26 protein-coding genes and 1 pseudogene are annotated in these 25,233 nt (G+C 74.1%); 16 read left to right on the top strand and 11 right to left on the bottom strand.

Annotated features, from left to right (window positions below; translation table 11 throughout):
• Nucleotides 1-38 precede the first annotated feature (38 nt).
• From ACQP2P_RS28875 to ACQP2P_RS28860, 4 genes are all read left to right on the top strand, one after another.
• Nucleotides 39-3,716: an FHA domain-containing protein gene (locus ACQP2P_RS28875; RefSeq protein ID WP_433605998.1), complete on the top strand. Its 3,678-nt coding sequence runs from the start codon at nucleotides 39-41 to the stop codon at nucleotides 3,714-3,716.
• Nucleotides 3,713-4,384, top strand: a complete 672-nt coding sequence (locus ACQP2P_RS28870; protein ID WP_433605996.1) for a DNA alkylation repair protein — start codon at nucleotides 3,713-3,715, stop codon at nucleotides 4,382-4,384. The genes ACQP2P_RS28875 and ACQP2P_RS28870 overlap by 4 nt, the downstream gene beginning before the upstream one ends.
• An 88-nt stretch (nucleotides 4,385-4,472) precedes the next feature.
• Nucleotides 4,473-5,141: a FadR/GntR family transcriptional regulator gene (locus ACQP2P_RS28865; RefSeq protein ID WP_433605994.1), complete on the top strand. Its 669-nt coding sequence runs from the start codon at nucleotides 4,473-4,475 to the stop codon at nucleotides 5,139-5,141.
• Nucleotides 5,138-5,935 carry an ABC transporter ATP-binding protein gene (locus tag ACQP2P_RS28860; protein ID WP_433605992.1) on the top strand — a complete coding sequence of 266 codons (798 nt, stop codon included), beginning with the start codon at nucleotides 5,138-5,140 and terminating at the stop codon, nucleotides 5,933-5,935. Before ACQP2P_RS28865 ends, ACQP2P_RS28860 begins: the two co-directional genes overlap by 4 nt.
• A gap of 17 nt (nucleotides 5,936-5,952) precedes the next feature.
• Here the strand turns inward: ACQP2P_RS28860 and ACQP2P_RS28855 are convergent, their stop codons facing one another.
• The gene (locus ACQP2P_RS28855; RefSeq protein ID WP_433605990.1) at nucleotides 5,953-6,357 is read right to left on the bottom strand and encodes a hypothetical protein; all 405 of its coding nucleotides are present in this window, start codon (nucleotides 6,355-6,357) and stop codon (nucleotides 5,953-5,955) included.
• 157 nt (nucleotides 6,358-6,514) lie between these two features.
• Here ACQP2P_RS28855 and ACQP2P_RS28850 point away from each other — a divergent pair, with 157 nt between their 5' ends.
• Entirely contained in the window at nucleotides 6,515-7,615 is a 1,101-nt protein-coding gene (locus tag ACQP2P_RS28850; RefSeq protein ID WP_433605988.1) for a GH12 family glycosyl hydrolase domain-containing protein, read from the top strand.
• A gap of 92 nt (nucleotides 7,616-7,707) precedes the next feature.
• On the opposite strand, the gene ACQP2P_RS28845 is transcribed toward ACQP2P_RS28850, so the two are convergent.
• The 4 genes from ACQP2P_RS28845 to ACQP2P_RS28830 form a co-directional block, all read right to left on the bottom strand.
• Nucleotides 7,708-8,448 (bottom strand): VIT1/CCC1 transporter family protein, encoded by a 741-nt coding sequence (locus ACQP2P_RS28845; protein WP_433605986.1) that lies wholly within the window; start codon nucleotides 8,446-8,448, stop codon nucleotides 7,708-7,710.
• A 133-nt stretch (nucleotides 8,449-8,581) separates the two neighbouring features.
• A complete protein-coding gene (locus tag ACQP2P_RS28840) occupies nucleotides 8,582-9,541 on the bottom strand; it encodes an Acg family FMN-binding oxidoreductase (protein WP_433605984.1) in 960 nt (319 codons plus the stop codon).
• Nucleotides 9,542-9,641: 100 nt separating this feature from the next.
• Nucleotides 9,642-9,929 carry a hypothetical protein gene (locus tag ACQP2P_RS28835; RefSeq protein ID WP_433605982.1) on the bottom strand — a complete coding sequence of 96 codons (288 nt, stop codon included), beginning with the start codon at nucleotides 9,927-9,929 and terminating at the stop codon, nucleotides 9,642-9,644.
• A 115-nt stretch (nucleotides 9,930-10,044) separates the two neighbouring features.
• Nucleotides 10,045-10,251 carry a DUF1918 domain-containing protein gene (locus ACQP2P_RS28830; RefSeq protein ID WP_433605980.1) on the bottom strand — a complete coding sequence of 69 codons (207 nt, stop codon included), beginning with the start codon at nucleotides 10,249-10,251 and terminating at the stop codon, nucleotides 10,045-10,047.
• 144 nt (nucleotides 10,252-10,395) lie between these two features.
• Between ACQP2P_RS28830 and ACQP2P_RS28825 the strand changes: the two genes are divergently transcribed.
• The 9 genes and pseudogenes from ACQP2P_RS28825 to ACQP2P_RS28785 all read left to right on the top strand — a co-directional run bounded on the left by ACQP2P_RS28825 (nucleotide 10,396) and on the right by ACQP2P_RS28785 (nucleotide 17,917).
• Complete coding sequence (locus ACQP2P_RS28825; protein ID WP_433605978.1) at nucleotides 10,396-10,833, top strand: CBS domain-containing protein; 438 nt, start codon at nucleotides 10,396-10,398, stop codon at nucleotides 10,831-10,833.
• A gap of 124 nt (nucleotides 10,834-10,957) precedes the next feature.
• Nucleotides 10,958-11,344, top strand: a pseudogene (locus tag ACQP2P_RS28820) (CoA-binding protein); the annotation flags it as partial.
• Nucleotides 11,345-11,660: 316 nt separating this feature from the next.
• The gene (locus ACQP2P_RS28815) at nucleotides 11,661-12,425 is read left to right on the top strand and encodes a hypothetical protein (RefSeq protein WP_433605976.1); all 765 of its coding nucleotides are present in this window, start codon (nucleotides 11,661-11,663) and stop codon (nucleotides 12,423-12,425) included.
• Between the two features lie 293 nt (nucleotides 12,426-12,718).
• The gene (locus tag ACQP2P_RS28810) at nucleotides 12,719-12,976 is read left to right on the top strand and encodes a DUF3492 domain-containing protein (protein WP_433605974.1); all 258 of its coding nucleotides are present in this window, start codon (nucleotides 12,719-12,721) and stop codon (nucleotides 12,974-12,976) included.
• Nucleotides 12,977-13,458: 482 nt separating this feature from the next.
• The gene (locus ACQP2P_RS28805; RefSeq protein ID WP_433605972.1) at nucleotides 13,459-14,187 is read left to right on the top strand and encodes a nucleotidyltransferase family protein; all 729 of its coding nucleotides are present in this window, start codon (nucleotides 13,459-13,461) and stop codon (nucleotides 14,185-14,187) included.
• 168 nt (nucleotides 14,188-14,355) lie between these two features.
• The gene (locus tag ACQP2P_RS28800; RefSeq protein ID WP_433605970.1) at nucleotides 14,356-15,264 is read left to right on the top strand and encodes an NAD-dependent epimerase/dehydratase family protein; all 909 of its coding nucleotides are present in this window, start codon (nucleotides 14,356-14,358) and stop codon (nucleotides 15,262-15,264) included.
• 105 nt (nucleotides 15,265-15,369) lie between these two features.
• Nucleotides 15,370-15,684, top strand: a complete 315-nt coding sequence (locus tag ACQP2P_RS28795) for a hypothetical protein (RefSeq protein WP_433605968.1) — start codon at nucleotides 15,370-15,372, stop codon at nucleotides 15,682-15,684.
• On the top strand, nucleotides 15,663-16,967 hold the full coding sequence (locus ACQP2P_RS28790) for a nucleotide sugar dehydrogenase (protein ID WP_433605966.1): 1,305 nt from the start codon (nucleotides 15,663-15,665) through the stop codon (nucleotides 16,965-16,967). Before ACQP2P_RS28795 ends, ACQP2P_RS28790 begins: the two co-directional genes overlap by 22 nt.
• Nucleotides 16,964-17,917: an NAD-dependent epimerase/dehydratase family protein gene (locus ACQP2P_RS28785; RefSeq protein WP_433605964.1), complete on the top strand. Its 954-nt coding sequence runs from the start codon at nucleotides 16,964-16,966 to the stop codon at nucleotides 17,915-17,917. Before ACQP2P_RS28790 ends, ACQP2P_RS28785 begins: the two co-directional genes overlap by 4 nt.
• Before the next feature lie 154 nt (nucleotides 17,918-18,071).
• Here ACQP2P_RS28785 and ACQP2P_RS28780 read toward each other — a convergent pair whose 3' ends face one another.
• From ACQP2P_RS28780 to ACQP2P_RS28765, 4 genes are all read right to left on the bottom strand, one after another.
• Entirely contained in the window at nucleotides 18,072-18,341 is a 270-nt protein-coding gene (locus tag ACQP2P_RS28780; RefSeq protein ID WP_433605962.1) for a DUF1876 domain-containing protein, read from the bottom strand.
• A 90-nt stretch (nucleotides 18,342-18,431) separates the two neighbouring features.
• Nucleotides 18,432-19,394 (bottom strand): universal stress protein, encoded by a 963-nt coding sequence (locus ACQP2P_RS28775; protein ID WP_433605960.1) that lies wholly within the window; start codon nucleotides 19,392-19,394, stop codon nucleotides 18,432-18,434.
• A 62-nt stretch (nucleotides 19,395-19,456) separates the two neighbouring features.
• On the bottom strand, nucleotides 19,457-20,311 hold the full coding sequence (locus ACQP2P_RS28770; RefSeq protein ID WP_433605958.1) for a universal stress protein: 855 nt from the start codon (nucleotides 20,309-20,311) through the stop codon (nucleotides 19,457-19,459).
• A gap of 93 nt (nucleotides 20,312-20,404) precedes the next feature.
• Entirely contained in the window at nucleotides 20,405-20,782 is a 378-nt protein-coding gene (locus tag ACQP2P_RS28765) for a nuclear transport factor 2 family protein (protein ID WP_433605956.1), read from the bottom strand.
• Between the two features lie 110 nt (nucleotides 20,783-20,892).
• Here ACQP2P_RS28765 and ACQP2P_RS28760 point away from each other — a divergent pair, with 110 nt between their 5' ends.
• The gene (locus tag ACQP2P_RS28760; protein ID WP_433605954.1) at nucleotides 20,893-21,534 is read left to right on the top strand and encodes a DUF2267 domain-containing protein; all 642 of its coding nucleotides are present in this window, start codon (nucleotides 20,893-20,895) and stop codon (nucleotides 21,532-21,534) included.
• Nucleotides 21,535-21,665: 131 nt separating this feature from the next.
• On the opposite strand, the gene ACQP2P_RS28755 is transcribed toward ACQP2P_RS28760, so the two are convergent.
• A complete protein-coding gene (locus tag ACQP2P_RS28755) occupies nucleotides 21,666-22,481 on the bottom strand; it encodes a hypothetical protein (RefSeq protein WP_433605953.1) in 816 nt (271 codons plus the stop codon).
• Nucleotides 22,482-22,657: 176 nt separating this feature from the next.
• Between ACQP2P_RS28755 and ACQP2P_RS28750 the strand changes: the two genes are divergently transcribed.
• Nucleotides 22,658-23,158: a hypothetical protein gene (locus ACQP2P_RS28750; protein WP_433605951.1), complete on the top strand. Its 501-nt coding sequence runs from the start codon at nucleotides 22,658-22,660 to the stop codon at nucleotides 23,156-23,158.
• A 102-nt stretch (nucleotides 23,159-23,260) separates the two neighbouring features.
• Here the strand turns inward: ACQP2P_RS28750 and ACQP2P_RS28745 are convergent, their stop codons facing one another.
• The gene (locus ACQP2P_RS28745; protein ID WP_433605949.1) at nucleotides 23,261-25,186 is read right to left on the bottom strand and encodes a sensor histidine kinase; all 1,926 of its coding nucleotides are present in this window, start codon (nucleotides 25,184-25,186) and stop codon (nucleotides 23,261-23,263) included.
• Between the last annotated feature and the right edge of the window lie 47 nt (nucleotides 25,187-25,233).

Here is a 25,233-nt window from a genome sequence, read left to right as displayed (position 1 = left end):
GGCTCACCGACCGGCACACCCGCGACACGACCGAGCGGGTGTGCTCCCTGCCGGCGACCCTCGGCCGCGACGGCGGCACGGCGGCGGTGGTCCTCGACGACCGGGACGTGTCGCGGCGCCACGCGCGGCTGGACCTCGACGGCGACCAGGTCGTGCTCACCGACCTCGGCAGCACCAACGGCACCTTCGTCAACGACGAGCGGGTCACGCGGCGCGTGCTCGCCCCCGGCGACCGGCTGCGCATCGGGCGGTACGAGCTGGCCTGGTCGCTGGTGGACTCGGACGCCACCGCGCTGATCGATTCCGGTCAGCTGACCGCGCTGCACCCGGTCGGGCGCCCCGCCGTCGCCGCCCGGCGCGTGGTCGAGGCGGCCGAGGCGCACAACCGGCAGGCCGGGCACGAGCTGGACGGGTTCCTGTCCCTCGCGCACGGCTTCCTGCCGGTCGAGCCGCCGCTCACCGCGTTCCCGGAGTCGCACCGGGCCTGGGACGAGATGACCGGGCGGCTGCCGGAGCTGTTCCGGCGGCTCGGGCTGCGCCGGGCCTTCGACGCGCTGCCGGTGCTCGACGCGCGGGCCGAGGCGCTGCCGGACCGGTACCTGCTGCGCGCCTCCACGCTGCTCGGCGTCTTCGCGCACGCGTACCAGTACATGGCCGTCGATCCGCCGGCGACGCTGCCCGAGTCGCTGCTGCGGCCGTGGACGACGGTCTCGCGAAGGCTGGGCAAGCAGATGCCGGCGGTGTCGTACATCGACCTGTTCTTCTACAACTGGCGCCTGCGGGACCCGGCCGGCCCCCGTGAGCTGGCGAACATGGACCTGCTCGTGCCCACCTGGGACAACGCCGCCGAGCGGGTTTTCTACCTGGTCACGACCGAGTTCGCGATGGGGCTCACGCCGGTGCTGGGCGCGATGCTGCAGGCCCAGGAGTCCGTGGTCGCCGACGACCCGGCCGGCCTGGAGCGGGCGCTGCTGGTGATCCTCGAGCGGCTGCAGTACGTCACCCAGACCGTCTATCCCCAGATCGACCCGAACCCGCGTGGCCGCCACCCGCTCGACCAGGTGCTGTGGGCCAAGACCGTCGGCACCGCGGGCGTGCCGATCTTCGACGGCGCGCCGAGCCCGAGCGGCACCGCCCAGCCGCAGGTCCACGCCATCGACGCGTTCCTCGAGCGCCGCGACTTCGGCTCGCTGGTCGGGCAGCAGAGCACGTACCTGGCCGGGTTCTTCCCGCGGCACTGGCGCGAGCTCGTGGCGGCGCTGCGCGAGGTGTCGGTGCGGCAGTACATCGAGGACACCCGCAACACCACGCTGCGCGGCATCTACAACGCCGTGCTCGACGCCTACGTCGGCGACCGGGGCTGGATGGGGCTGCACCGCATCAAGGCGTACGGGTTCCTGGAGGTCGCGTTCAAGGTCGGACGGCAGGTGACGACCGGCGCGCGGTTCACCGGCCTGTTCAAGGACCGCACCTGGGACAAGGTCGACGGCGAGCTGGCGGTCGTGCGCGACGAGCGCCGCCCGCCGGTCGGGCCGCCGGTGGTGTTCGGCACCGCGCGCCGCGGCCGCGTGGTGACCGGCGAGTCCGGCGCGTGGACGTGCTACCTGGACCTCGACGTCACCGGGCAGGGGGTGCACCACCAGCCCGGCGACCGCGTCGGCGTGCTCGCCGAGCACGATGACGAGCTCGTCCGCCGTACCGTCGCCGCGCTGCAGGCCACCGGCGACGAGCTCGTCGGGCTCACGCCGCGCTGGCGGGCCGCGGTCGCCTGCCGGCACGGCTTCGGCGACGTCGACGTGCTGCCGCTGCGGACCCTGCTGCGCTTCGCCAAGCTCCGGCCGGTCGGGCGGGCCGTGGCCAAGCGCCTCGCGCGGCTCACGGCGGTCGGCTCCTGGCAGCGGGTGGTCGACGCCCGCATGGAGGACCAGTGGGAGCTGTGGGACGTGCTCAACCTGCTGTACGCGGGCGGATATGACGTCACCCGGCTGTGGAAGGCCGGCCCGGGGGAGCCGGACGCGTTCTGCGACGTGGTGCCGCCCGAGCCGTTCCGGCTGTACTCCATCGCCTCCGCCCCGCCGCCCGGCCGGCCCGCCACCACGCTGGCGCTGGTGGTCAGCGGACTCGAGTACGACTCGGCGCGCACGGCGTGGTCGTACCCCCGCAGACGCCTCGGCACCGCCTCGCACTTCCTGCGCCGGGCCGCCGCCGAGCAGCGCCGGCGCATCTCGCTGCAGATCGTGCCCACGCCCCGGTTCCGCCTGCCCGCCGACCCCGCCGTCCCCGTCGTGATGTTCGCGGCCGGCTCCGGCATCGCGCCGTTCCTCGGCTTCGTGGACTCCGGCGAGCGCCACCTCTACCTCGGCATCCGCACGCCCGGCGAGTTCGTCGAGCACGCCGCCCTCGACGCCGCCGCGGCCGCGGGACGGCTCCGGCTCGAGGTCGCGTTCTCCCGCGCCGACGCGTCCGTCGCGTTCGACGGCAAGACCCACACCGTGCGGGCCGGACGACGCCGCCGGGTCGACGACGCCATTCGTCAGGACGCGGCGGTACTGCGTGAGCTGCTGCGCCCCGTCGCCGACGGCGGCCGGGGCGCGCACGTCTTCGTCTGCGGCAGCGCCCCCTTCGCCGCCAGCGTGGTCAAGGCCCTCGCCGAGATCGCACCGGGCGACGGCCGCGAGTTCATGCGGCAGCTGGTCGCGGACGGGCGGCTGGGCGAGGACGTCTTCACGACGTACCTCGGCCACGCCCAGCAGGGTCCGCGCTTCGAGGTCTCCGAGCTCGCCCGGCACAACACGCCCGCGGCCGGCTACTGGATGGCCGTCGGCGGCGCGGTCTTCGACGTCACCGAGTTCGTGCACCTGCACATCGGCGGCCCGCACATCATCCGCAACCACGCCGGCCTCGACGCGACCGCCGCCTACCGCAAGGTGCTGCACCACGCGCACGCCGAGATCGACGCCCAGCTGGCGATGTACCAGATCGGTCACCTGCGCCGCCTGCGCTTCGGCGCCCGCTGGGGCGTGGTGCTGACCGGGTCCGGCCTGCACTCGGTGCCGCTGGAGGAGCTGTTCCGCATCTGGGTCCGCTTCGTGTACCTGCTCGTCGGCATGGAGAACGCGCTGAGTGCCGACTACGGCTTCACCTCGGCCGAGGCGACGGCCGGCGAGGATCCGCGCGAGCTGACGCCGTTCAAGGCGCAGTACGTCATCGAGGCCCACCGCCGCTTCCTCGTCAGCTACCTCGACGGCCTGCTGCAGGACGACCTGCGCGGGCTGTGGCAGCACACGGTCGGCTTCTGCGACCCGCACCAGGACGTGCGCGCCTACGACTCCCTGGTGACGGCCGACGCGCTGGTGCACGGCTCCGTGCCGGTGGTGAAGGACCTGCTCCAGTCCGGCGACGACCATCGCCGCGTGACCGCCCTGTGCCGGCTCTACGCCGAGGCCGACGTGCGGCTGCTGCGCGAGCTGAAATCCGCGGTGCTGGAAGGTGTACGCGCCTTCGAGCTCCACGAGTCGGCGGTCATCGAGCGGGCGGGCGGCGAGCTGCTCTCCGCGGTGCGCGCCGCCCTGGCCACCGTCTCGGCGTACTACGAGGGCGTCGCCGCCCAGACCCGATCCCACGGCGTCACGACGACGGCCCCGGACGCGCCGATCCCGCCCGACAAGGGCATTCCCGGTCACGGCGGCCCGCTGGTGGTACCGTCCGGCTCGTGAGCGAGACGGAGCTGGCCGAGGTCATGGCCGAGCTGAACGCGCTGCAGGACCCGAAGGTCCGCGAGGCCAACGTCAAGCGCGGCGACGACCACGGCGTGAACCTGAGCCGGCTGCGCGAGGTCGCGAAGCGCCTGAAGACGCGGCACGATCTCGCCGGCGAGCTCTGGCGGACCGGCGACACCGCGGCCCGGCTGCTGGCCCTGCTCGTCTGCCGCCCGAAGGCCTTCACGGCGGACGAGCTGGACGCCATGGTCCGCGAGACGGGCGGCCCGAAGGTGCACGACTGGCTCGTGAACTACGCGGTGAAGAAGAGCCCGCACGCGGAGTCGCTGCGCCAGACCTGGCTCGCGGACGCGGATCCCGTGGTCGCGAGCGCCGGCTGGGCCCTGACGACCGAGCGGGTCTCGAAGGCGCCCGCGTCGCTGGATCTGCCCGCCCTGCTCGACGTGATCGAGTCGGACATGGCCGAGGCGCCGGAGCGGCTGCAGTGGGCGATGAACCACTGCCTGGCCCAGATCGGCATCGACCACGCCGAGCACCGCGCGCGGGCCACCGCCATCGGCGAGCGGCTCGGGGTGCTCAAGGACTACCCGACGCCGCCGAACTGCACCTCGCCGTACGCGCCCGTCTGGATCGCGGAGGTGGTGAGCCGGCGGTCGTCGGGGTAGGCCGCTCAGAGCATCGCCGCCGTCCGCTCCCGCCCCGCAGCCGAGCTCGCGCGGTGTAAATGTTCGACATTTGCCGTACACTCGCCGCGTGCGTGGTCTGGTGCGGCAGGCGCCGCTCGTGATCCAGGTGACCGAGCGGTTCCGCGAGCTCATTCAGGACGGCAGCTGGCCGCTCGGCGAGAAGATCCCCGGCGAGCACCACCTGGCCGGGCAGCTCGGGGTCAGCCGGGGCACGGTGCGCGAGGCGCTGCGGGCGCTCAGCATCAGCGGGCTGCTCGAGCCCCGCGTCGGCGACGGAACCTACGTGCGCGCCACCGACGAGATCACCGGCGTGCTCGTGCGCGACGAGCGCGAAGCCGGGCTGACCACCGTGCTCGATGTGCGCGGCGGCCTCGAGGCGGCCGCGGCCCGCATCGCCGCCCGGTGCGCGCGGCCCGAGGCGGTCGACGCGCTCGAGGAAGCCCTTGCGGCCCGGGCCCTGGCGCACGAGCGCCGCGACCGGGCCGGCTACGTCGCCGCCGATGCCGCCTTCCACCGGGGCGTCGTCGTGGCCTCCGGCAACCCGCTGCTGCTGCGGCTCTTCGACGCCGTCGAGGGCGTCATCAACCAGTCCATCGAGGAGACCGCCGTGTTCCCCGAGGATCCCGGGGTGCGCGACGCGCACGCGGCCATCCTCCGGGCGATCCGGGCCGGTGACGCGGACGGTGCCGTGGCCGCGTCCTGGGGATTGATCGACGGCGTGAAGGAGGGCATGTGAACGTCCTGGAGCTGCGCGAGGTCACCTTCCGGCGCGAGGGGAAGGAGATTCTGCACGGCGTCGGCTTCGAGGTCGGCGCGGGGGAGCACTGGGCGATGCTGGGCCCCAACGGCGCCGGCAAGAGCACCGTGCTCGGCTTCTGCGGCGCCGTCACGCACCCGACGACCGGGAGCGTTCACGTGCTCGGCCACGAGATCGGGCGGGTCGAGCTGCAGAAGCTCCGGCGCGCCATCGGTCACGTCAATCCCCGGCATCCGCTGCGCTCGCCGCTCACCGTCGGCGAGGTTGTGCTGACCGGCATCACCGGTACCGTCGAGACGCCGAATCGCTGGGAGCCCACCGCCGCCGAGCGAGCCCGCGCGCATGACCTCATCGACCTGCTCGGCCTCGCGGGGCGCGTCGGCGACCGCTGGCCGACGCTGTCCCAGGGGGAGCGCGGCCGCACCCTCATCGCCCGGGCCCTCATCGGCGAGCCCCGGCTGCTGCTGCTCGACGAGCCGTCCACCGGCCTCGACGTCGCCGCGCGCGAGCAGCTGCTGGACACGATCGCCATGCTGCCGCGGACGCATCCCGGACTGACATCGGTGCTCGTGACGCACCACCTGGAGGAGCTGCCCGAGACGACGACGCACGCGCTGATCCTCGCCGACGGTCGCGTGGTCGCGGCCGGCCCGGCCACGGACGTGCTGACGAGCGCGAACATCTCGGCGGCGTTCCGCCACGCGATCGAGGTGGAGCACCGCGACGGACGGTGGAGCGCCCGGACCGCGCGCCGCGCCTTCGCGCAGTCCTGAGCCGCCGGCCCGGCGGCTCAGGACGTCGGGCTCTCCGCGGGGTAGTCGCGCACCGCGGAGGCGACGACGACCACGGCGAGTGCCGAGTCGCCGACGCCGTAGCGGCGCAGCGCCGCCTGGTCGAGCTGCTCGACCAGGCCCGACAGCGTGACGAGCTCGGGCGCCAGCACCGTCACCGGCGCGTCCGACACGACGAGCTGGCCGGTCGGTGGCAGGTCGGCGTCCTCGACCACGAACGCGTGCGTGCCGTAGACGCGGCTCACCACCGCGGTCACCTCGACGTGGGTGCCCGGCCGCAGCCGCTGCACGGGTCGGGACGGCGGAGTGGTGGGTGCCGGGGCGGGGTCGTCGTGGCCGCCGCCCGTGCACGCGGAGGACATCAGGGCCAGCGCACACGCCGCGACCGCATAGACACGCCTCACTGGACCAGTGTACCTTTCACTCACTGTCACCCCTATTGAGCTGCGGCAATACGCAACGTCACGCTCTCCTGTCGCCGTCCCGGGTCAGGTTGCCTAGCGTCCGCCTCCAGGAGTGCGCTCCCGCTCAGCGCTCCAACCGAGGCAAGGAGGCAACACCATGAGCAAAGCGCTGCGCGCAGTCGCGGCGGCCGGCCTGTTCGTCGTCGGAGGCCTGGTGGCGGTGATGGGACCCGCATCGCCGGCCGGTGCCGACACCCAGATCTGTGACACGTACGGGTCCACCACGATCGGCGGCCGGTACGTGGTCATGAACAACAACTGGGGCAACAGCGCCACCCAGTGCATCAACGTGACCGGCACCGGCTTCTCGATCTCGCAGATCAACGCGAACAAGCCGACCAACGGCGCGCCGGCCTCGTACCCGGCGATCTACGTGGGCTGCCACTACTCGAACTGCTCGCCCGGCACCAACCTGCCGATGCAGATCAGCGCGATCAGCACCGCACAGACCAGTATCACGTACAACTTCGTCAGCGGTGCCACCTATGACGCCGCGTACGACATCTGGCTCGACCCGACGCCGAAGACGAACGGCGTCAACGCGACCGAGATCATGATCTGGTTCAACCGGCAGGGCTCGATCCAGCCCGTCGGCAGCCGGGTCGGCACCGCCACGGTCGCGGGCAAGTCGTGGGAGGTCTGGCAGGGCAACAACGGCGGCAACGACGTGGTCTCCTACGTCTCCCCGTCGGCGATGAGCAGCTGGAGCTTCGACGTCAAGAACTTCATCGCCGACGTCATCTCCCGCGGCAAGGCCACCAACTCGTGGTACCTGACCAGCATCCAGGCCGGCTTCGAGCCCTGGATCGGCGGCCAGGGCCTCGCCGTCACCGCGTTCTCCGCGTCGATCAACGGCGGCGGTGGCGGTGGCGGCGGTGGTGGCGGCGGTGGTGGTGGGGGCGGCGGCACGGCCGGCTGCACCGCGACCTACCGGACCATCAACAGCTGGCAGGGCGGCTTCCAGGGCGAGGTGACCGTGCGCAACTCGGGCACGGCCGCGATCTCGGGCTGGAGCACCACCTGGTCCGGCGGTAGCGCCACGATCCAGTCGCTGTGGAACGGGCGGGTCACCTCGACCTCGCCGGTGACCGTGCGCAACGAGACGTACAACGGCTCCCTGGGGGCGAGCGCCTCGACGACGTACGGCTTCACGGCCAGCGGCACCGCGCCGTCGTCGGTGAGCTGCACCACCGCGTAACCCACACCCCGGAAACGGTGCCGGCCCCGCTCCCGCGGCGGGGCCGGCACCGCCGCGAATGCCCGGTGGGCTGCCGCCGCGCCGCGACGGGTTCAGCTGGCCGCGGTGCCCACGAGCTGCCCGATGCCGAAGGTGACCGCCATCGCCAGGGCACCGCCGACCACGAGCCGGGCGACCGCGCGGCCGACCCCCGCCGAGCCCAGGCGCGCGCTCACCGCCCCGGTCGCCGCGAGCGCCAGGACCACGGCCACGACGGTGATCGGGATGCGGGTCTCGGCCGGCGGCAGGAGCATGGCCAGCAGCGGCAGCAGCGCACCGGCGGTGAACGAGACCGCCGACGCCGAGGCCGCCTGCCACGGGCTGGTCAGCGCCTCCGGGTCGATGTGCAGCTCGGCCTCCGCGTGGGCGGCGAAGGCGTCGTTCGCGGTGAGCTCCTGGGCCACCAGCCGGGCCGTCGACTCGGTGAGGCCCTTCGCGCGGTAGAGCGCGGTGAGCTCCTCGAACTCCTCCTCGGGGTATTGCTCGAGCTCGCGCCGCTCGGTGGCGAGCAGCGAGCGCTCGCTGTCGCGCTGGGTGCTCACCGACACGTATTCGCCCAGCGCCATCGACACGGCGCCCGCCACGAGCCCGGCCGTCCCCGCGGTGAGGATCGCCACGCTGGAGGTGGTGGCGCTCGCCACCCCCACGACCAGGGCCGCGGTCGACACGATGCCGTCGTTGGCCCCGAGCACCCCGGCGCGCAGCCAGTTCAACCGTCCCGACGCCCCGGCGGTGTGCAGCTCGCCGGGGTGCACGGCCGCGACGATCGCCGCCGGCATGGTCTTCTCGCTCATCGTTGATCACCCACCCGTCAACGACGGTACGACCTCGAATCCGTGCGCCGCAACGAAGGCAAGGCTGTGCTTGCCTCGGGTGGAGCCCGTGGCGTCCACTGTGGAGGCTCGCCCGGGCCGGCGACGGCGGGTGTCAGCCCTCGGTGACGACGCCGGTTGCGGGCCGGCGCGGACTCGGGGGAGGCCCGCAGGCCGGCGGGACCCCCACGCGCAACACCAGCTGGGGCTGCTCGCGGGTCGGCAGCAGCGTGCGGACCAGCACCCGAGCGCCGGGAATCTCCACCACCTCGCTCATCGGCGATGCCCCGAGGCCCTCGGTCGTCGCCGTCAGCCAGGCCGCGCTGGTGGCCTCGCCCGCGCCGAGCCAGTCCGCCGGCTCGTCCCCGCTCGTCGCGACGACCAGGTACTCGGCGCCGGAATCGTCGCCGGACCCGGGTGGCAGCTCGGCCTCCGCGCCGAGACCGAAGTCACGCACCGGCACCGGCCGGGGCGCGTCGGGCACCACCGTGGCGGGCGGCACCCCGTCGGCGGCGTTGTCGCGGTGGGTCCACTGCCGCAGCTCCGCCGCCGCGAGGGTGTCGTGGGCGGTGATCGTGTGGGCGCCCTGCGCGGCGTAGCGCAGATATTCGACGTCGGGGGAGTCGAGCACGTACAGGTGCGCGCGCTCGGCCTCGGCGGCCGCCCGCACCCGGGTGAGGGCCTCGGCCGGGACCCGTGCGTCGGCCGCGAAGGGGCGCCGCTCGGTGCGGCGCCGGCGCATGCTGTCGTAGGCCGCGAGGCTCTCGCTCGTCGGCGGCCGCGCCGGGCCGATGGTGATGCGGGCCAGCAGTGTCGGCCGCCCGGGATCGGGCATCCGGTCGACGACCGGCTCGTGACCGGCGGCGGACAGCGCCACGCGCGCGTGATGCAGCGCGGCGCCACAACTGATGGTCATCAGGCGCCCGTGCGGGTCGATGTGCGGCAGCTGGCGGGCGGGATCGGCATGCAGTTCGAGTGCACTGCCGCCGGTCCGCCAGCGCCACGGCTGTGAGTTCAGGATCGACGGGGCGAGCCGTGCGTCCCGCGCCGCCCGGAGCAGGGCCGTGGTGTGCATCGCGCTCCTCCTTCGGCTCCAGGTGTCCGTGGCGCAACGGCTGCCCGATTCCACCGGATCGATGTGCCGAGCCGGTGGAAATCACCCGCGGCGACCCGTCTCACCGCAGCGACTTGGGCACCTCGAGCGGATGCTCGATCGCGTCCCGCGCCGCGAGCGCCGCCATGGCGTCGTGGTAGCCGCCGCGGTCGAGCTCGCCGGCGATGCGGCGCCGCACCACGCCGCTCTCCTCGCGTCCACGCCGCCGCTCGCCGGTGGCCGCGAGCCACGTAGCGGGATGCAACCGCTTGCGGACCGTGCCGCCGTGGCGGACCGTGGCGGCGTGCAAGGCGATCAGCGCGGCGTAGACGCAGGCGATCAGCGCACCCACGATCATCGTGGTCGCCATCCGAATCACCCCCTGGCACTTCGACACTATCCATCGCCGACGGTGACAGTCAGGGCCGAACGTCCCGTCGGCGACGTAACCGGCCCTCCTCGGGAACTCGTCGGATCCTCGTCGCTCACCCGCTCCGTTCGGAGGCGCCCTCGGCCTCGATCCGGGCATCCGGCCCGGGAAAGACGAGTGCCTCATGGCCGGTGTCGAGCCAGCGGACGACGTACGGAGGCGTGCCGTCGTCGCGTCGCACTTCGATGATCACGCCGATGCGGCGATGGTCGCCTACCCGCGTGCCCTCTTCGATCAGTCTGTCGCCCATCTTCGCCTTCACGAGCGCGCCCCCCGAGGTTGATCGGACTGGTTCCGGTGACGCGGATTGCTTCCCCCGATGCCGTGGTTCATGCATGCGCGCTGAGACTCGGCGCAGTTCGGGCCGGGCCGGGCGGTGACACCACGCTTTCGCGGGTAGTCGGCGGTGGTGACGAGCGCCGCCGAGATCATGACCGCGCCGGCCTGGACGATCGGCTGCGAAGCCTCGCTGGACGAAGCCGTCGCCCTGCTGGAGCGGCTGTCCGTCACGACGGTGCCGGTGGTCGACGAGCGGCAGGCACTGGTCGGGCTCATCAGCGACATGGATCTGCTCCGGGAGCGCACGGGCGGCCTGCGCGCCGTGGCGCGTGGCCGCGCTCCGGACGTCGCCCGGCCCGGTGCGTGCCGCCAGGTGGCCGAGGTGATGTCGGGCCTGCCCCGGGTGGCCGGGTTCGACACGACGGTCGCGGAAATCGTCGCGATCATGCTGCGGCAGGGCCTGCGCACGGTGCCCGTCGTCGCCGGCGATCGGGTGGTGGGCGTGGTGAGCCGCGGCGACGTGCTCGCCACCATGCGGCCGGGCGCCGCGGACCGGCCCGCTTGAGGGCGCGGCTCGCGTCGCCGCGATTCGGGACCTTCGGCCTTGCACGGCGGGACACCCCCGGCAAAGCTGGAACCGGGACCAGATATCGCAACCAGGGCTTGGCCCGGGATTGGAGATGAGTCCTATGCGCACCGCACGGCAGATTCTGGCGGACGCGCGGACGATCGCGGTCGTCGGAGCATCGCGTGACCCCCTCAAAGCGGCGTACTGGGTGCCGAAGATGCTGCAGGAGCAGGGCTGGCGGATCATTCCGATCAACCCGGAGGCCGATCGGATCTTCGGCGAGCACGTCTACCGGCGGCTGGCCGATGTCCCGTGGCGCATCGACCTCGTGAACGTGTTCCGGCCGGCCGCCGAGGCGCCCCAGATCGTGCGCGAGGTGGCGGCGTTCGGGGCCCGGGCGGTGTGGCTGCAGGTCGGCATCGCGAGCCCGGAGGCGCGCCGGATCGCCGAGGCGGCCGGGATGGAGTACGTCGAGGACACCTGCATCGGCATGGAGCGCACGCTGGCGCAGATGGTCGTCGGCGGCATCACCCCGGCGTGCCGCGTCTACCACGGCCTCGACCCCGAGCCCGAGCACTTCGCGCCGGCCCGGCCCGGGGTGCACGGCGAGGTCGCCCAGACACTGCTGCGGCGCCGCGGCGCACACCGCAACGGCCACCGCCGGGCCGCGCAGCGGCAGGTGCGCTGGCGCACGCATCCGGCCCACAACGCCGACCGGCGCGAGGCGTCCCGCGGCGGGTGACGAGCCGCGATCCGGCGAAATCACACCCGCCGCACCACGCGTCGCGGGTGTCGTGAGGGCCGGGGTGGGCAGGCACGGCCAAATGACACTGCACGAACAGCAATCTGCCGACGCGCTCGCCGGCCTGCCGCACTACGAGCTCCCGGAGCTCGGCCCGACGGGATTTGTCACCCTGCGGCGGGATCGCCACCACATCGATCCCACCGAGTGGGAGTCGCTGACGTACCTGGACTGGAAGTCGGGCGGCGACACCAACTTCGCCGTGCTCGCCTCGGCCATGGGCGACGACGACCCGCGGGGATTCTGGGAGCACGGCAAGCCGGACAAGGACGGCAAGTGGACCGCGAACGCCCTGCGCACGCCGTCGCTGTGCGACTGGGTGACGTCCGTCGGCGCCCGCTTCGGCCGGGTCCGCGTCATCAAGCTCTGGCCCTCGGTCGACGAGGAGACCGTGGTGCAGCGGCACATGCACCTGGACGACAACAACCGGCTGAACCCGCCGGGCGAGGGCCGGGTGGTGCGCGCCTGGCTGAACCTGACGGACGATCCGGACAGCTACATGCTGCTGCGCGAGGACCGCGACGACCCCGCCACGGAGTACCGCATCCCGCTGCCGCGCGGGGCCCAGTTCGTGGTCGACACCGAGCGCCTCTGGCACGCGGTGTTCCACCCCGGCCCGGAGCCGCGGTACGCCATGATCGCCAGTCTCGAGTCGGGACCGGCCCTGCAGGAGTGGATCGAGGCGCGCCGGCCCACCCGGATCGCCGCACAGTCCGCGTCCCCGGACGGCGAGATCCGGACGGAGACTGATATCCGTCCGGACACTGGGGCCGGGGCGGTCCGGTAGGAGCGACCGACGCACGGTCCGGCGGCGCTACCGCATGGCGGCGCCGGACCGTCCTGAACTCACACCGCGCGCAGCCCCGCGTCAGGCCGGTCGCTCGTAGCATCGGCTCGTTCCACAAACCTTCCCGCCGAAGCGCTACCACGCTGACCGGCGCTGGCCTCGTGCGCCCACTTCCCGCCACGGCCATTGCGAACCGGAGATTTCATGGCTCTGCTCCAACTGCTCGCCGCCGCCGTCGGCTCCGCGACCGCGGTGACCGTCACGGCGAGCCCGCGCTCATGAGGGTTGCGCTGGTGTCGGAAGGGACGTATCCGCAGCCGCTCGGCGCGGTCGGCGTCTGGTGCGACCAGCTCGTGCGGGGCCTGCCCGAGCACCGGTGGGGGGCGCTCGCCCGCTGCGTGGACGGCCGGGAGCCGGTGCGGTGGGAGCTGCCGGAGAACCTCGAACGGGTCGTCAACATCCCGCTGTGGGGCGCCGGTCGCACCCGCCCGAACGAGCGCCTGGCCGCGCCCGCGCTGGACGGGCGGACCCCGGCCGGGGCACTGCGGTGACGGGCGAGTCGCGGCCGGCGTCGATGGCGTCGGCCGCGCGGGCTGGGCCACGGCGAGCACGATCGCCCGGCCACTCGTGCGCCCCACGGCCGGCCCCGGGCGCCCGCAGCTCGGCACGGACCCGGTCGACACGCTCGCCGCCGAGGAGCGCGCCGCCGCCGGTGACGGGCAGTTCGTGGACGGGCTGCACCTGGCCGTGCTGCTGGAGGCGCGGGGCGTCACGGACCGGGCCGCGCGGCACCGTGGTGACCTTCGGCGTCGCGCTCCGCCGGGCACTGCGGGCGCCCGGCGACGCGGCGCACGGCGGCTACGGCCGGGCTCTGCGTCGCATTGGCCGCCGCGCTCGGCGCGCCGGCCGCCGCACCCTTCCTCGGCAGCGTCGCCCTACTGCTCGTGTTGCTCGCCGCGGCCCTCATTCCGTCGCTGGGTCGCGTTCGGCAGTACCGGTGACGCTCTTACAACGAAAGCAGGCAATCACACACATGCACGCGGTCATTCTGGCCGGTGGCAAGGGCGTCAGGCTGCGTCCGTACACCACCGCCCTGCCCAAGCCCCTGATGCCGATCGGGGAGCGGAACGCGATCCTGGACATCGTCCTGGAGCAGCTGGCGGCCCGGGGCTTCACCTCGGTCACGCTGTCCATCAACCATCTCGGCCCGCTCATCCGCGCCTTCGTCGGCGACGGCACCCGCTGGGGGATGAAGGTCTCCTACGTCGAGGAGAGCGTACCGCTGTCGACGGCCGGGCCACTGTTCCTGATCAAGGACGAGCTGCCCGAGCACTTCCTGGTCGTGAACGGCGACCTGCTCACCGACCTCGACCACGCCGACCTGGTCGCCCGGCACCGCAGGGCGGGGGCGCCGCTGACGGTCGCGACGGTGACGCAGACGACCCAGATGGAGTTCGGCGTCCTCGACGTCGTCGAGGGCCGGGTCGTCGGCTTCACCGAGAAGCCCGCGTACCGCCACTGCGTCTCGATGGGCATCTACGCCATGGCCCGCAAGACCCTGGCGCCGTACCCGCCCGGCCTGGCGCTCGGCTTCGACCGGCTCATCCAGGATCTGCTGCGGCAGGGGGAGTTCCCGCACACGTACGACTTCGAGGGCGTCTGGCTCGACATCGGCCGTCCCGAGGAGTACGACGAGGCCAACCGCCGCTTCGGCGAGCTCGAGCCGGCCCTGCTGCCCCTGCGCAACGAGGTGGCGGCATGAGCGGTCCGCAGCGGAGCGGAGGGGCCGCTCATCATGGGCCCAGTTTCCTCATGCCGGCGCCGGAGCTTGCGGAGGTGGCGGCATGAGCGGTCCGCAGCGGAGCGGAGGGGCCGCTCATCATGGGCGCAGTTTCCTCATGCCGGCGCCGGAGCTTGCGGAGGTGACGGCATGAGCCGGCTGCGGGTGCTGCTCTTCGGCGCGTCGGGGTTCGTCGGCGCCAGCGTCCGCGAGGCGCTGGCCGCCGATCCGCGGGTCGCGCACCTCAGCTGCCCGCCCCGCGCCCGCCACGACCTCGTCACCGGCAGCGTCCCCGCGTTGACCGCGCTGATCCGCCAAGCGGGCCCGGACGTGGTCGTCAACTGCACCGGCCGGCTCACCGGCACGGCCCTCGACCTGCTCGAGGCCAACACGGTGGCGACCGTCCGGCTCGTCGACGCGGTCCGGGCCGCGGCGCCGGGGGCCCGGCTGGTCAGGCTCGGCTCCGCGTCCGAGTACGGCCCCGTCGCCCACGGCACCAGCGTCGCCGAGGATCATCCGTGCGCGCCGGTCGGCGAGTACGGCACGACCCACCTCGCCGCCACCCGCCTGCTGCAGCTGGCGACGGCGGCCGGGCTCGTCGACGGCGTGACGCTGCGCGTGTTCAACCCGATCGGCGCCGGCCTGCACCGCGACAACCTGCTCGGGCGGGCCGCGGTGCTGATCCGCGACGCCCTGGTGGGGGCGGCCGGGCAGGTGATGCTCGGGCCGCTCACCGCGTACCGGGACTTCGTGGACGTGCGCGACGTGGCCTCGGCGGTCGTCGCCGCCACCACCCGGGCCGAGCCGGGCGCCGGTGTCGTGAACGTCGGCAGCGGGCACGCCGTGACGGCCCGGGAGGCCGTGCGCCGCCTCGCCGGGGCGGCCGGGTACAGCGGCGCGATCGTCGAGCAGGGCAGCGGCCCGTCCCGCTCGGCCGGTGTCGACTGGATCCGCGCCGACATCACCCGGGCCGAGGCGGTCCTCGGCTGGGTGCCCACCCACACGCTGGCCGAGTCGGTGAAGCAGGTGTGGGCGGCGCTGGACGGCTCCGCTCGGTGAACGCCGCGCTGGCGCGCGGTGTTCGCCGCCGCGGTCGCCTTCGCCGCGACCGCGTGCGTCGGCTGTGCACCCGGCCATCCCCGGCCGGCCACCGGGGATGGCCGGGTGTACCAGTTGCAGGGATCCACCGACGACGGGCTCGCGGGGCTGGCGCGGGCCTCGCAGCGGCTCGCCGTCATCGACCTGGCCCGGGACGCGCACGCGAACTGGTTCCGCCCGGAGTATCCGGCACTGGCCGCCGACGCTCAGCCGACGTCCGCGCCGCCTGCGGCCACTACCGCGACGTGGGGTTCACGGGCACCGTCACCACCCGGGACCTCGACCGGATCGCCGCGCCCTGCGCCCGATCCGGCCGCCGGCCAAGGAGACACCGATCAGCACCACTGGAAGGAACTCGCATGGCACGCAACATCGGCGTGATCGGGATGGGCTACGTCGGCCTGACCCTCACCGCCGCCCTGGCCCGCAAGGGCTTCACCGTCCACGGCGTCGACGTGCAGCCGGCCGTCGTCGAGTCGCTCAACCGTGGCCGCCCGCACATCTACGAGCCCGGGGTCGCCGAGGTCTTCGCCGAGCACGCCGGCCGCACCATCCTCGTCGACACGGCGCTGCCCGCCGGCGCCGTCGACGCGGCCGTGATCTGCGTATCCACGCCGGTCGACGAGCACACGCGCCGCCCCGACCTGACCAGCCTCGCCGCCGCGGCCCGCCACGTGGCCGCCTCGTGCGGGCCCCGCACGCTCGTCGTCGTGCGCAGCACGGTGCCCGTCGGCGCGATCCGGCAGGTCGTCCTGCCGCCGCTGCGGGCGGCCTGGGGCGACGTCCGCCTGGTGATGGCGCCCGAACGCACCATCCAGGGCCAGGCCCTGCGCGAGCTCGTGGAGCTGCCACAGGTCGTCGGCGGTCTCGACGAGCCGAGCCTGGCCGCCGGTCTCGACCTGTTCGGCGACCTCGCTCAGCGGCTCGTGCCCGTCTCGGGGCTGGAGACCGCCGAGCTGGTGAAGCTGTCGAACAACTGCCACACCGATCTGATCTACGCGTTCGGCAACGAGGTCGCCCTCATCGCTGAGCGCCACGGCGTCGACCCGCTCGAGGTGATCGGCGCGGCCAACCTCGGCTATCCGCGGCCCGACCTGGCCCGGCCCGGGTACGTCGGCGGCGGTTGCCTGTCCAAGGATCCGTACATCATGCTCAGCGACTGCGCCGAGCGGCCGCCGTTTTTGATCGAGCAGGCGCGGCGGCTCAACGAGTTCCTGCCGGTGCACGTGGCGCAGACCGTCGTGCAGCTCATCCGGCAGGCCCGCGGGACCACGGAGGGCGCGACCTTGGCGGTGCTCGGCTGGGCCTTCAAGGGCTGGCCGCCCACCGACGACATGCGGGGCACCCCGATCGCCGCGATGATGCCCGTCTTCGCCGCGGCCGGCCACACCGTGCTCGGTCACGACCCGCTCGTGCCGGACACCGTCATCCGGCAGTACGGCGGCGAGCCCACCAGTATCGACAAGGCCTTCAGCGAGGCCGACGGGGTGCTCGTCATCAACGACCACCCCGACTACCGCGCGATCGAGCCCGCGGCGGTGCTCGGGGCCCGGCGCCCGGCCGTCGTCTTCGACTCGTGGCGCATCCTCGACGAGGGCGCGCTGACCGCCGCCGGTATCCGCTACGCCGGAATCGGCTATCTCCCCGAGGGGGTCTCCGCGTGAAGGCACTGCTGCTCGGCGGCGCCGGCTTCATCGGCTTCCATCTGGCGCACCGTCTGCTGGACGACGGCCACGACGTGTCCATTGTGGACGACTTCTCGCGCGGCCGCAACGACGCCGACTTCGCCGCGCTCGCCCGCCGTCCGCGCCTCGCCGTCGCGCACGGCGACCTCACCGATCCGGCGACCTGGCGGGCGCTGCAGCGCGGCTGGGACCAGATCTACCTGCTGGCGGCCATGGTCGGGGTCCGCAACGTCGAGGCCGACCCCGTCCGGGTCGTGCGCGTCAACAGTCTCGCCGTGCTGCACCTGCTGGACTGGATCGCCGCGGGCGAGCACGTCTTCTTCGCCTCGACCAGCGAGGTCTACGCCGGGGCCGTGGACGCCGGCATCGCACCGGTGCCGACCGGCGAGTCGACGCCGGTGACCGTCGGCGACGTGACCGCGCCGCGGTACGCGTACGCCGTCAGCAAGCTGCTCGGCGAGGCCGCCGTCATCCACGGCGCGCGGGCGGGGGACTTCCGGGCCGTGGTCGGCCGCTTCCACAACGTCTACGGCCCGCGGATGGGCACCGACCACGCCATCCCGGAGCTGACGCTGCGGGCGCTGCGAGGCGATCGGCCGCTGCGGGTGCCGGGCGCCGAGCAGACCCGGGCCTTCTGCTTCGTCGACGACGCGGTGGAGGCGACGCTCCGCCTCATGGCCTGCCCGGAGGCGGACGGCCGGATCGTGCACATCGGCGACGACACCGCCGAGACCGGCATCGCCGACCTCGCCAAGCTGATCCTGCGGCTGACCGGCGCCGACTCCGAGATCGAGCCCGCGCCGGGCGCGCCCGGCGCGGTCAACCGCCGCTGCCCCGACCTGACCCGGCTGCGCACGCTGACCGGCTACCAGCCGACGGTGTCGCTGGAAGAGGGCGTCCGGCGCACCGTCGAGTGGTACCGCCGATGAGCGACCGGATCCCGATCGCGTCGGGCATGGAGTGCGTCATCAGCGACCGCGCGCTGTCGCTGGTCTGAGACCCGTCCGGGGCGCGTGACAGCGCGGCCCCGGCGGTCGGGGCGCGCGCGGCGGCACCGGCGCGGCCGGACGCTGCCGGCGACGGCTACCAGGTCAGCCGGGCCGGTTGCGCCGACACCGCCTCGATGTCGGCCGCGGCCGCCAGCAGCAGCCGGTGGCCCAGGTCGCTGAGCGCCCGGGCGGCCGCCAGCTCGTCGCCGATTTCGGGGATGTCGTCGTCGGCCGGGTTGAGCCGGGCGTTTCCGGTGCCGGCCAGCTCGGCGCCGTCGTCCGTGCTGAGTCTGGCCTCCGCGGCGGTGTTGCCGTCCTCCTCGCCGATGTCGATCTCGACGGTCCAATGCTTGGCTACCGGCATGATGGCCTCCAGCCTCTCGGCGTGCGCGGCGCGCACTCGTGCGACGCGGCGAGGGCGGGCTACCCCCGGAAGGTCGCGTCGCGGCACTGCCTACCCGGGGACCGGTGTCGCACACGGGGCCGGTGGGCCCTCGTCGCCGGCTGGTCCCGCGCCGGGCCGGCCGGACGCGTGCTGCGGGACGATGGCCACGGTGCAATCGGCGTGCTCGGTGAACGCCAGGCTCGCCGGCCCGAGCCGCGGCGGCTCCGGCGCCCGCTGGTCGTGGCGGCCCAGCACCAGCAGTGCCGCGCCGGTCGCCGCATGGCGGAGCCCGGCGATCGCGTCGCCGCCGAACACGGCCCGCTTGACCGCCACCCTCGGATGGCCGGCGGCGAACGGCCCGACCTCGCGGGCCAGCATCTCCAGCGCGGCGGGCTCGACGGCGAAGTGCGTCTCCAGTCGCTCCTCGTCGAACCAGAAGTCGCCGGGCCACCCACGCTCGACGTGGACGGCCGCGACCGGCAGATGGTGGCGGTGCGCGTGGGCGAAGCCGAACCGGAGCGCCGCCGACGAGCCGGGCGAGCCGTCGACGCCGATCACGACGTGGCCGGCGAACGGGGCGATCCCGTGCTTCGCCGGCGGGCGGACGATCACGACCGGGCACCGCGCCCCCGCGGCGACCCGGCCGCCGCGGGTCCGGTGGTGGCGGCGGGTGACGTCGTGGCCGCCGAGGACCAGCAGGTCGACCCGTTCGCTGAGCTCCAGCAGCGCCGCGGGCACGTCGCCGGGCGGCAGCTCGACGGTCACGTTGTCGCCGCCGAGCAACTGCCGGCACCACCGCACCCGGCGCACGAGCTCCGGCTGGGTGCGGCGCAGCGTCTCGAGATCCCGGGCCGGGGCCGATGGCTCCCGCTGGTCGCCCGCGTAGCAGATCGTCATCCGGGCGCCGGAGGTGATGGCCTCCTCGGTCGCCCAGGCCAGCGCCGCCAGGCCGGCCGGGCTGGGCCCGACGCCGACGGCGACTCGGCCGACCGTCCGGCGGCGTGCCGGTGAGGCGGGCTGCGTGATCATCATGGCGATCATCTCCTCGCGCCGGTCTGCGGCATCCCCTCTCCAGCATCCGCCCGGCCTTCGCCTCACCCTGGGGTGCGGCGGGCGACGAGCACCGGGCAGTCCGCGTGGTGGAGCACCTGGTGGGCGACGGAGCCGAGCAGCATGCCCTCGAAGCCGCCGCGGCCGCGGGCGCCGATGACGAACATGAGCGCGTGCCGGGCGGCCTCGAGCATCACCGGTACCGACGGGCAGTGCGCGACGCGGGGCACGACCGGCACGTCCGGGTACTTGGCCCGCCACGGCTCCAGCTCGGCGGCGAGCTCGCGCCCGGCGGCCGCGGCCCGGCCGGCCGGGTCGGGGGAGCGGCCCCAGCGGTGCCCGGGCTCGTGCCAGGTCCGCAGGGCGTGCAGGGCGACACCCCGGGCCGCGGCCTCGGCGAATCCGAGGCCCAGCCCGTAGGCGGCGTCGTGCGAACCGTCCACCGCGACGACGATCGGCTCGCGGTACGGCAGCGGCCACTCCGGACCGGCCCACCACTCGGCGTGGTGCACGACGAGCACCGGGCAGTGCGCGTGCGCGGCCAGATGCAGCCCGACCGAGCCGACGAGCAGCGAGTGGAAGCCCCCGCTGCCGCGGCTGCCGACGACCACGAGCCCCGCGGTGCGGGACTGCTCGACGAGCACCCGCGCCGGCTCGCCGTGCCAGGTGCCGCTGGACACCTCCAGGCCCGGCTGCCAGTGGCGGATCTCGGTGGCGGCGTCGTGGGCCAGGTCGCGCTCGTCGCTGACGTCCTCGTACGGGCCGTACACCTCCAGGGCGTGCACGACCCGCAGCGACCGGCCGAGACGCACCGCCTCGTCGGCGGCCCAGCGCACGGCGCCGAACGCCGCGGGCGACCCGTCCACGCCCACGATCACGGGGCGGCGTTCGGCGGTCATGGCGTCCTCCCGGTGGGTCCACGGGGTGTTCCCCTTCCACGCTGGCACGACCGGCGGCGGGACGGCAGGGCGGCGGCGCGCGGGACCCGGGCGTCAGGCCGGGCTGATGTGCGCGGCGATGACGCGCCAGCCCAGCCCGGTGTCGCGCACCCACGTGCGGGTGTAGCGGAGCCGGGCGTCGAACGGCTCGCCGTCGTAGGTGCCGGTGACGGTGCCGAGGAAGAACGTGACACCGACGTCGCCGGCGAGCAGCACGTCGAGCTCCTCCTCCACGAGCCCGGTGACGACGGAGGTGCCGCTGCGGTGCGCGGCCAGGTCCTCCTGCTTCGTGACCTTGCCGCCGTCGGGTCCGACGGCGATGAGCCGGTCGTCCAGCAGGTCGTCGAGCGCGGCGGCGTCACCGGCGCGCTGGGCGGCCTGCAGCCGGCGCTCGGCGGCCAGCAGGTCCTCCTCCGCAAGGGGCAGAGCCATGACTCCTCCTCGATCCGGGCACGTTGCCCTGGCAGACGGCGTGGATTCGATGAACCGTAGAGGGGAACGGCCTGCACGTGCCAACCGGGTACGCGAAGGGAGAGCGAACCATGACACGGTCCGGACCGGATGCCTACAACCATGCGCTGCACACCGCCAACATCTGGCTCGCCGGGGTCTCCGACGCGCTCGACACCGGCGATCGGCGCTTCGCCCAGCGTGCGTTGCGCGCCTGGCTGCACACCGTGCGCGACCGGCTGCCCGCCGAGGCGGCCGTCAAGTTCGGCGCCCAGCTGCCCGAGCTGCTGCGCGGTGTGTACTACGACGGCTGGGACATGTGCCATGTTCCGATGAAGTACGGGGTCGAGCGGTACGTCGAGCGTTTCGCCGCCCAGGCGGGTGTCCCGTCGACCCAGGTCCCCGCGCTCGCCTCCGCGATCACCCGCGCCCTGGCCGAGCACATGACGCCGGAGCAGGTGTCGAAGATCCTCGGCGAGCTGCCGGCCGACCTGCGCGCGACCGTCGCGGGGACCACCGAGAGCCGCATGACCGTCGAGGCGCCGCAGTCCCCCTCGCCCGACCGCACGGCCCGCATCGAGGAGCAGGTCGGCAACCTCACCGCCGCGGTGCGGGCGCTGGCCCGGGGGCTGGAGGACGACCAGCGCACCGGGGCCGGCGTGGATCAGCGGCAGGTCAACCGGGCCGCTCGCCTCGCCGACGAGATCCTGCTCGAGGCCACCAGGAGCGGATGACGACCGCGGCCTCAGCCCGGCGGACCGGCGGCGGTCGGCGGCACGACGACCCGGCCCGTAGTCGTCCTCGAGCAACCGCCCGCTCGTTTCCGCGCTGCGTTCGGGTGCAGCGCCACTGCGCATCGCCGCCGTCACACGTCGACGACGTCGCGCGGCCGGCCCGCCGGTGGCGGCACCGGGCCCGGGTCGACCCCGGCCCGCAGCACCAGCTGCGGCCGTGCGGGCGGGTCGAAGAGGCTGTCGATCAGGGCCCGCGCCTCCAGCCTCTCGACCGCGTCGCTCACGGGGGACATCACCAGCCCCTCGGCGGTCGCGGCCAGCCAGACGGCGCTGGTCGCCTCGCCGGCGACGAGCCAGTCGAGGGGCCGGTCGCGCTCGGTGGCGACCACGAAGTAGGCGGCCCAGCGGTCGTCGCCGGGGCCGGGCGGGGGTGTGGCATCCTCGCCGAGCGCGACGTCGGGCTCGATGCGGTACAGCGACGCGTGCTCGGCATCGGCCGTGGCCTCCAGCGCCGCGACGGTCGCGGCGGGCAGCGGGGCCGTCGCGCGGAACGGCCGCCGATCCGTGCGGCGGCGGTGCATGCTCTCGTAGCGGACGAGGTCGTCGCGGCTGACCGGGTGCGGCTGACGGGCCCGGACCCGGGCGAGCAGCAGCGGCCGGCGCCCGTCCGGCAGCCGCTGCACCATGGGCTCGCGACCGGCCGCCGCCAGTGCCACGCGGGCATGGTGCAGCGCCGCGCCGCAGCTGAGCGTCAGCAGCCGCCGGTGCGGGTCGACCGAGCCGGCCAGGCGCGACAGGTCGGCGTGCAGCTCGAGCACGTCCCCGCCGAGGTGCCAGCGCCACGGCTGGGCGTTCAGCAGCGACGGCGCCCGCCCGGCCTCCTCGGCGGCTCGGCGCAGCACGTCCGCCGCCCGCTGCCGCGCGGCTTCCCTCGGCTGTCGGTCCATCGGCTGGTGCCCTTCGTCCGTCGTGACGGGGAGGGTTACCCGGCACCGGGGGGACTACGCGCCGTGCGGGTCCTCCCGGCGCGGCCGGAGTTCGGCTCCCTCGGCCTGGTTGATCGGGCACCGCGCGGGTAGACGTCCGGATTCGGCAGACTCCGACGATCAGGAGGTGCTGGGTCATGACGACAACAGCACGGACGCGTGCCCGGGATGGTGCCGGGACGCGGGCGAAGGACACGACCGGGAAGACGGGCACGCAGGCGGCCGCGACCCAGACCGCCCCCCAGCCGGCGACCGGGACGAGGCCCGAGCCCACGATCAAGGCCGAGCCTGAGATCAGGCCCGAGCCCGCGGCGCAGCGGGGCGGCAAGGAGACCGGCGAGGCTTCGCAGCCCTCCGGGGCGCACCTCGTGACCTGGCAGGACGTGCCGGTGCCGCACCTCAAGATGCCCGTCGTGCACATCGAACGACCCAACGACTGGTCCGTCGCCCAGCGTGCCCGGTGGACGGCCGACGCGCTCAAGTCGGCCGTCGGTGAGCCCAAGCCGTCACGGCTGCTGTACTACGGCGGCGTCGGTGCCCTCGCGGCGTTCGGCGTTCTGGAATGGCCGGTCGCGCTCGCGGCCGCGGCGGGGGTCTGGGTGGCGACGCACCAGCGCCGTCCCACCGCCGCCGGGTGATGGATCACCGCGGAGCACGGACGGCTCGCTCCGGCTGCCCGCCGCCGCCCGCGAGCTCACCGCGATCGTGACGCCGGCCGACGACCATCGCCCGGCGGAGCACTACACCGGGTGGCCGGCGGCAACCGATTCGGCCGCGGGGGAGGCGTCGCCCGGCGCCCGCGGCGACGACTCCGCATCGGGCCGCGCGAGCGGTATCTCGGCGTGCAGCGTCGTGCCCTGTCCCGGCGGGCTCACCACGTTCAGGTGGCCGCCCAGCGCCTCGACGCGGTCGCGCAACCCGACGAGTCCCGTGCCGGCCTTCGGATTCGCCGCGCCGACGCCGTCGTCGTGCACGTTCACCCGCACGCGCTGGTGGTCGGCCGCCACCGACACACAGGCGAGCGATGCCCGGGCATGCTTGGCGATGTTGGTCAGCGCCTCGGAGACCACGTAGTACACCCCGATCTCCACCGGCTCGGGCAGCCGCCGATCGACCCGCAGGTCCAGCTCGACCGGCACGACGCTGCGCCGGGCCAGCGTTCGCAGGATCGGCCCGATCCCGCCCTGGACCAGCATCGCCGGGTGGATGCCCCGGGCCAGGTCGGAGAGGCTCTGGTGGATCTCGGTGAGGCCATGCACGGTCTCGGCCAGCAGGTGCCGGGCCTCGTCCGGGTCCCGCACGGCGCCCTCGGCGAGCCGCAGCTGCAGGGCCAGCGAGATGATGCGCTGCTGCGCGCCGTCGTGCAGGTCGCGCTCGATGCGGCGCCGGGCCTCGTCCGCGGCGGTGACCAGCCGTGAGCGGGACGCGGCGAGCGCGGCGCGGCTCTCGGCGTTGGCGATGGCGGTGGCCACCAGCTCGGTGAAGGCCAGCAGGCGCGCCTCCGCGTCGGCCGGAACCGCAACCGGCTCGTGTGACAGGACGAGCGCGACGCCCCACAGCTGCCGGTCGACCACGATCGGCACGCCGACGCCGCGGTGCACCCCGATCTGCCGCATCTGCTCGGCGGTCGGCCCGGACACGGCGTCGTAGTCCACCTGGACGGTATGGGCCGTCTTCGCGATGGTGGCGACGATGCTCTCCGAGCTGACCGGCTGGTCCGGACGAGCCGGCAGCAGGGCGCCGTGCTCGTCGCGCTCGGAGAGGACGTGCACCTCGCCGTGGGGCTGGTAGCGGACCAGCGCGGTGCGGAAGCCCGCGAACAGGTGGTGCAGCTCCGCGGTCACCGCCGTGAAGACGTTGGCCGGCGGCCCGCCGGTGGCGACCAGCGTCGCCACCCGCCGCAGCGCCGTCTGCTCCGTCAGCAGGGCCTCGGTCTTCGCCTGGCTGCCGCGCAGGCTGCTGACGAGGTGCTCGCGGTCCAGCGCGGTGCGCAGGATCAGCTCCAGCGGCGCGCGCAGACGGTTGCGGATCCGGCGGCACGTGGCCGGCGGGGTGTCGGCGGCCAGCCTCAGCCGGGCGATCGGGCGGGATTCCTCGCCGATGCCGATCACGAACCCACCCGCGGTCACGTCCGTATTCGCGTCCGCGTTCGCGCCGGCCGGCTCGGCGGCGAGCTCGAGCGAGGCGGAGGACAGGCGGAGCCGGTCCGTGAGGTAGCGCGACGCCTCCCGGAGGCCGCCGCCGAGGTCGTTGCGGAGAAAGATGTGTGCCAGCTGGGCCGAGATCTCCGCCTCGGCCGCCCGTCGCCGGGCATCCTCGGCGCTGGCCCGGGCCACGCTGGCCAGCCCGCTGGCGAAGAGCGCCACCACGGCGAAGATCACGATCTGGTCGAGGTCCTGACCGGCGGTCAGGTTCAGGCCGGCCGGCGGGACGAAGAAGTAGTTGAAGGCGACGGTACTGAGCAGCGCCGCGGCGATACCCAGCGGCGCGCCCCACACGCTCGTGATCACCAGCACGCCGAGCATGTAGACGATCGCCTTCGGCGGGGTCTGCGGCGACGCGATCTGCAGCAGCTTCACCAGCAGTGTCTCCAGGCCGATGACGGCGACCGCGACGAGCACCCCGACTCGCATCGGCGGCGGCTTCGCGGGCAGCAGCCAGGACATCAGCCGCCGGGCGACCGCGGTGCCCCCGAGTCCCCGGCGATCTGACG

The sequence above is a fragment of the Dactylosporangium sp. CA-139114 genome, from assembly GCF_050955725.1.
GTDB lineage: Bacteria > Actinomycetota > Actinomycetes > Mycobacteriales > Micromonosporaceae > Dactylosporangium.
This window is presented reverse-complemented; position numbering and strand designations above follow the sequence as displayed.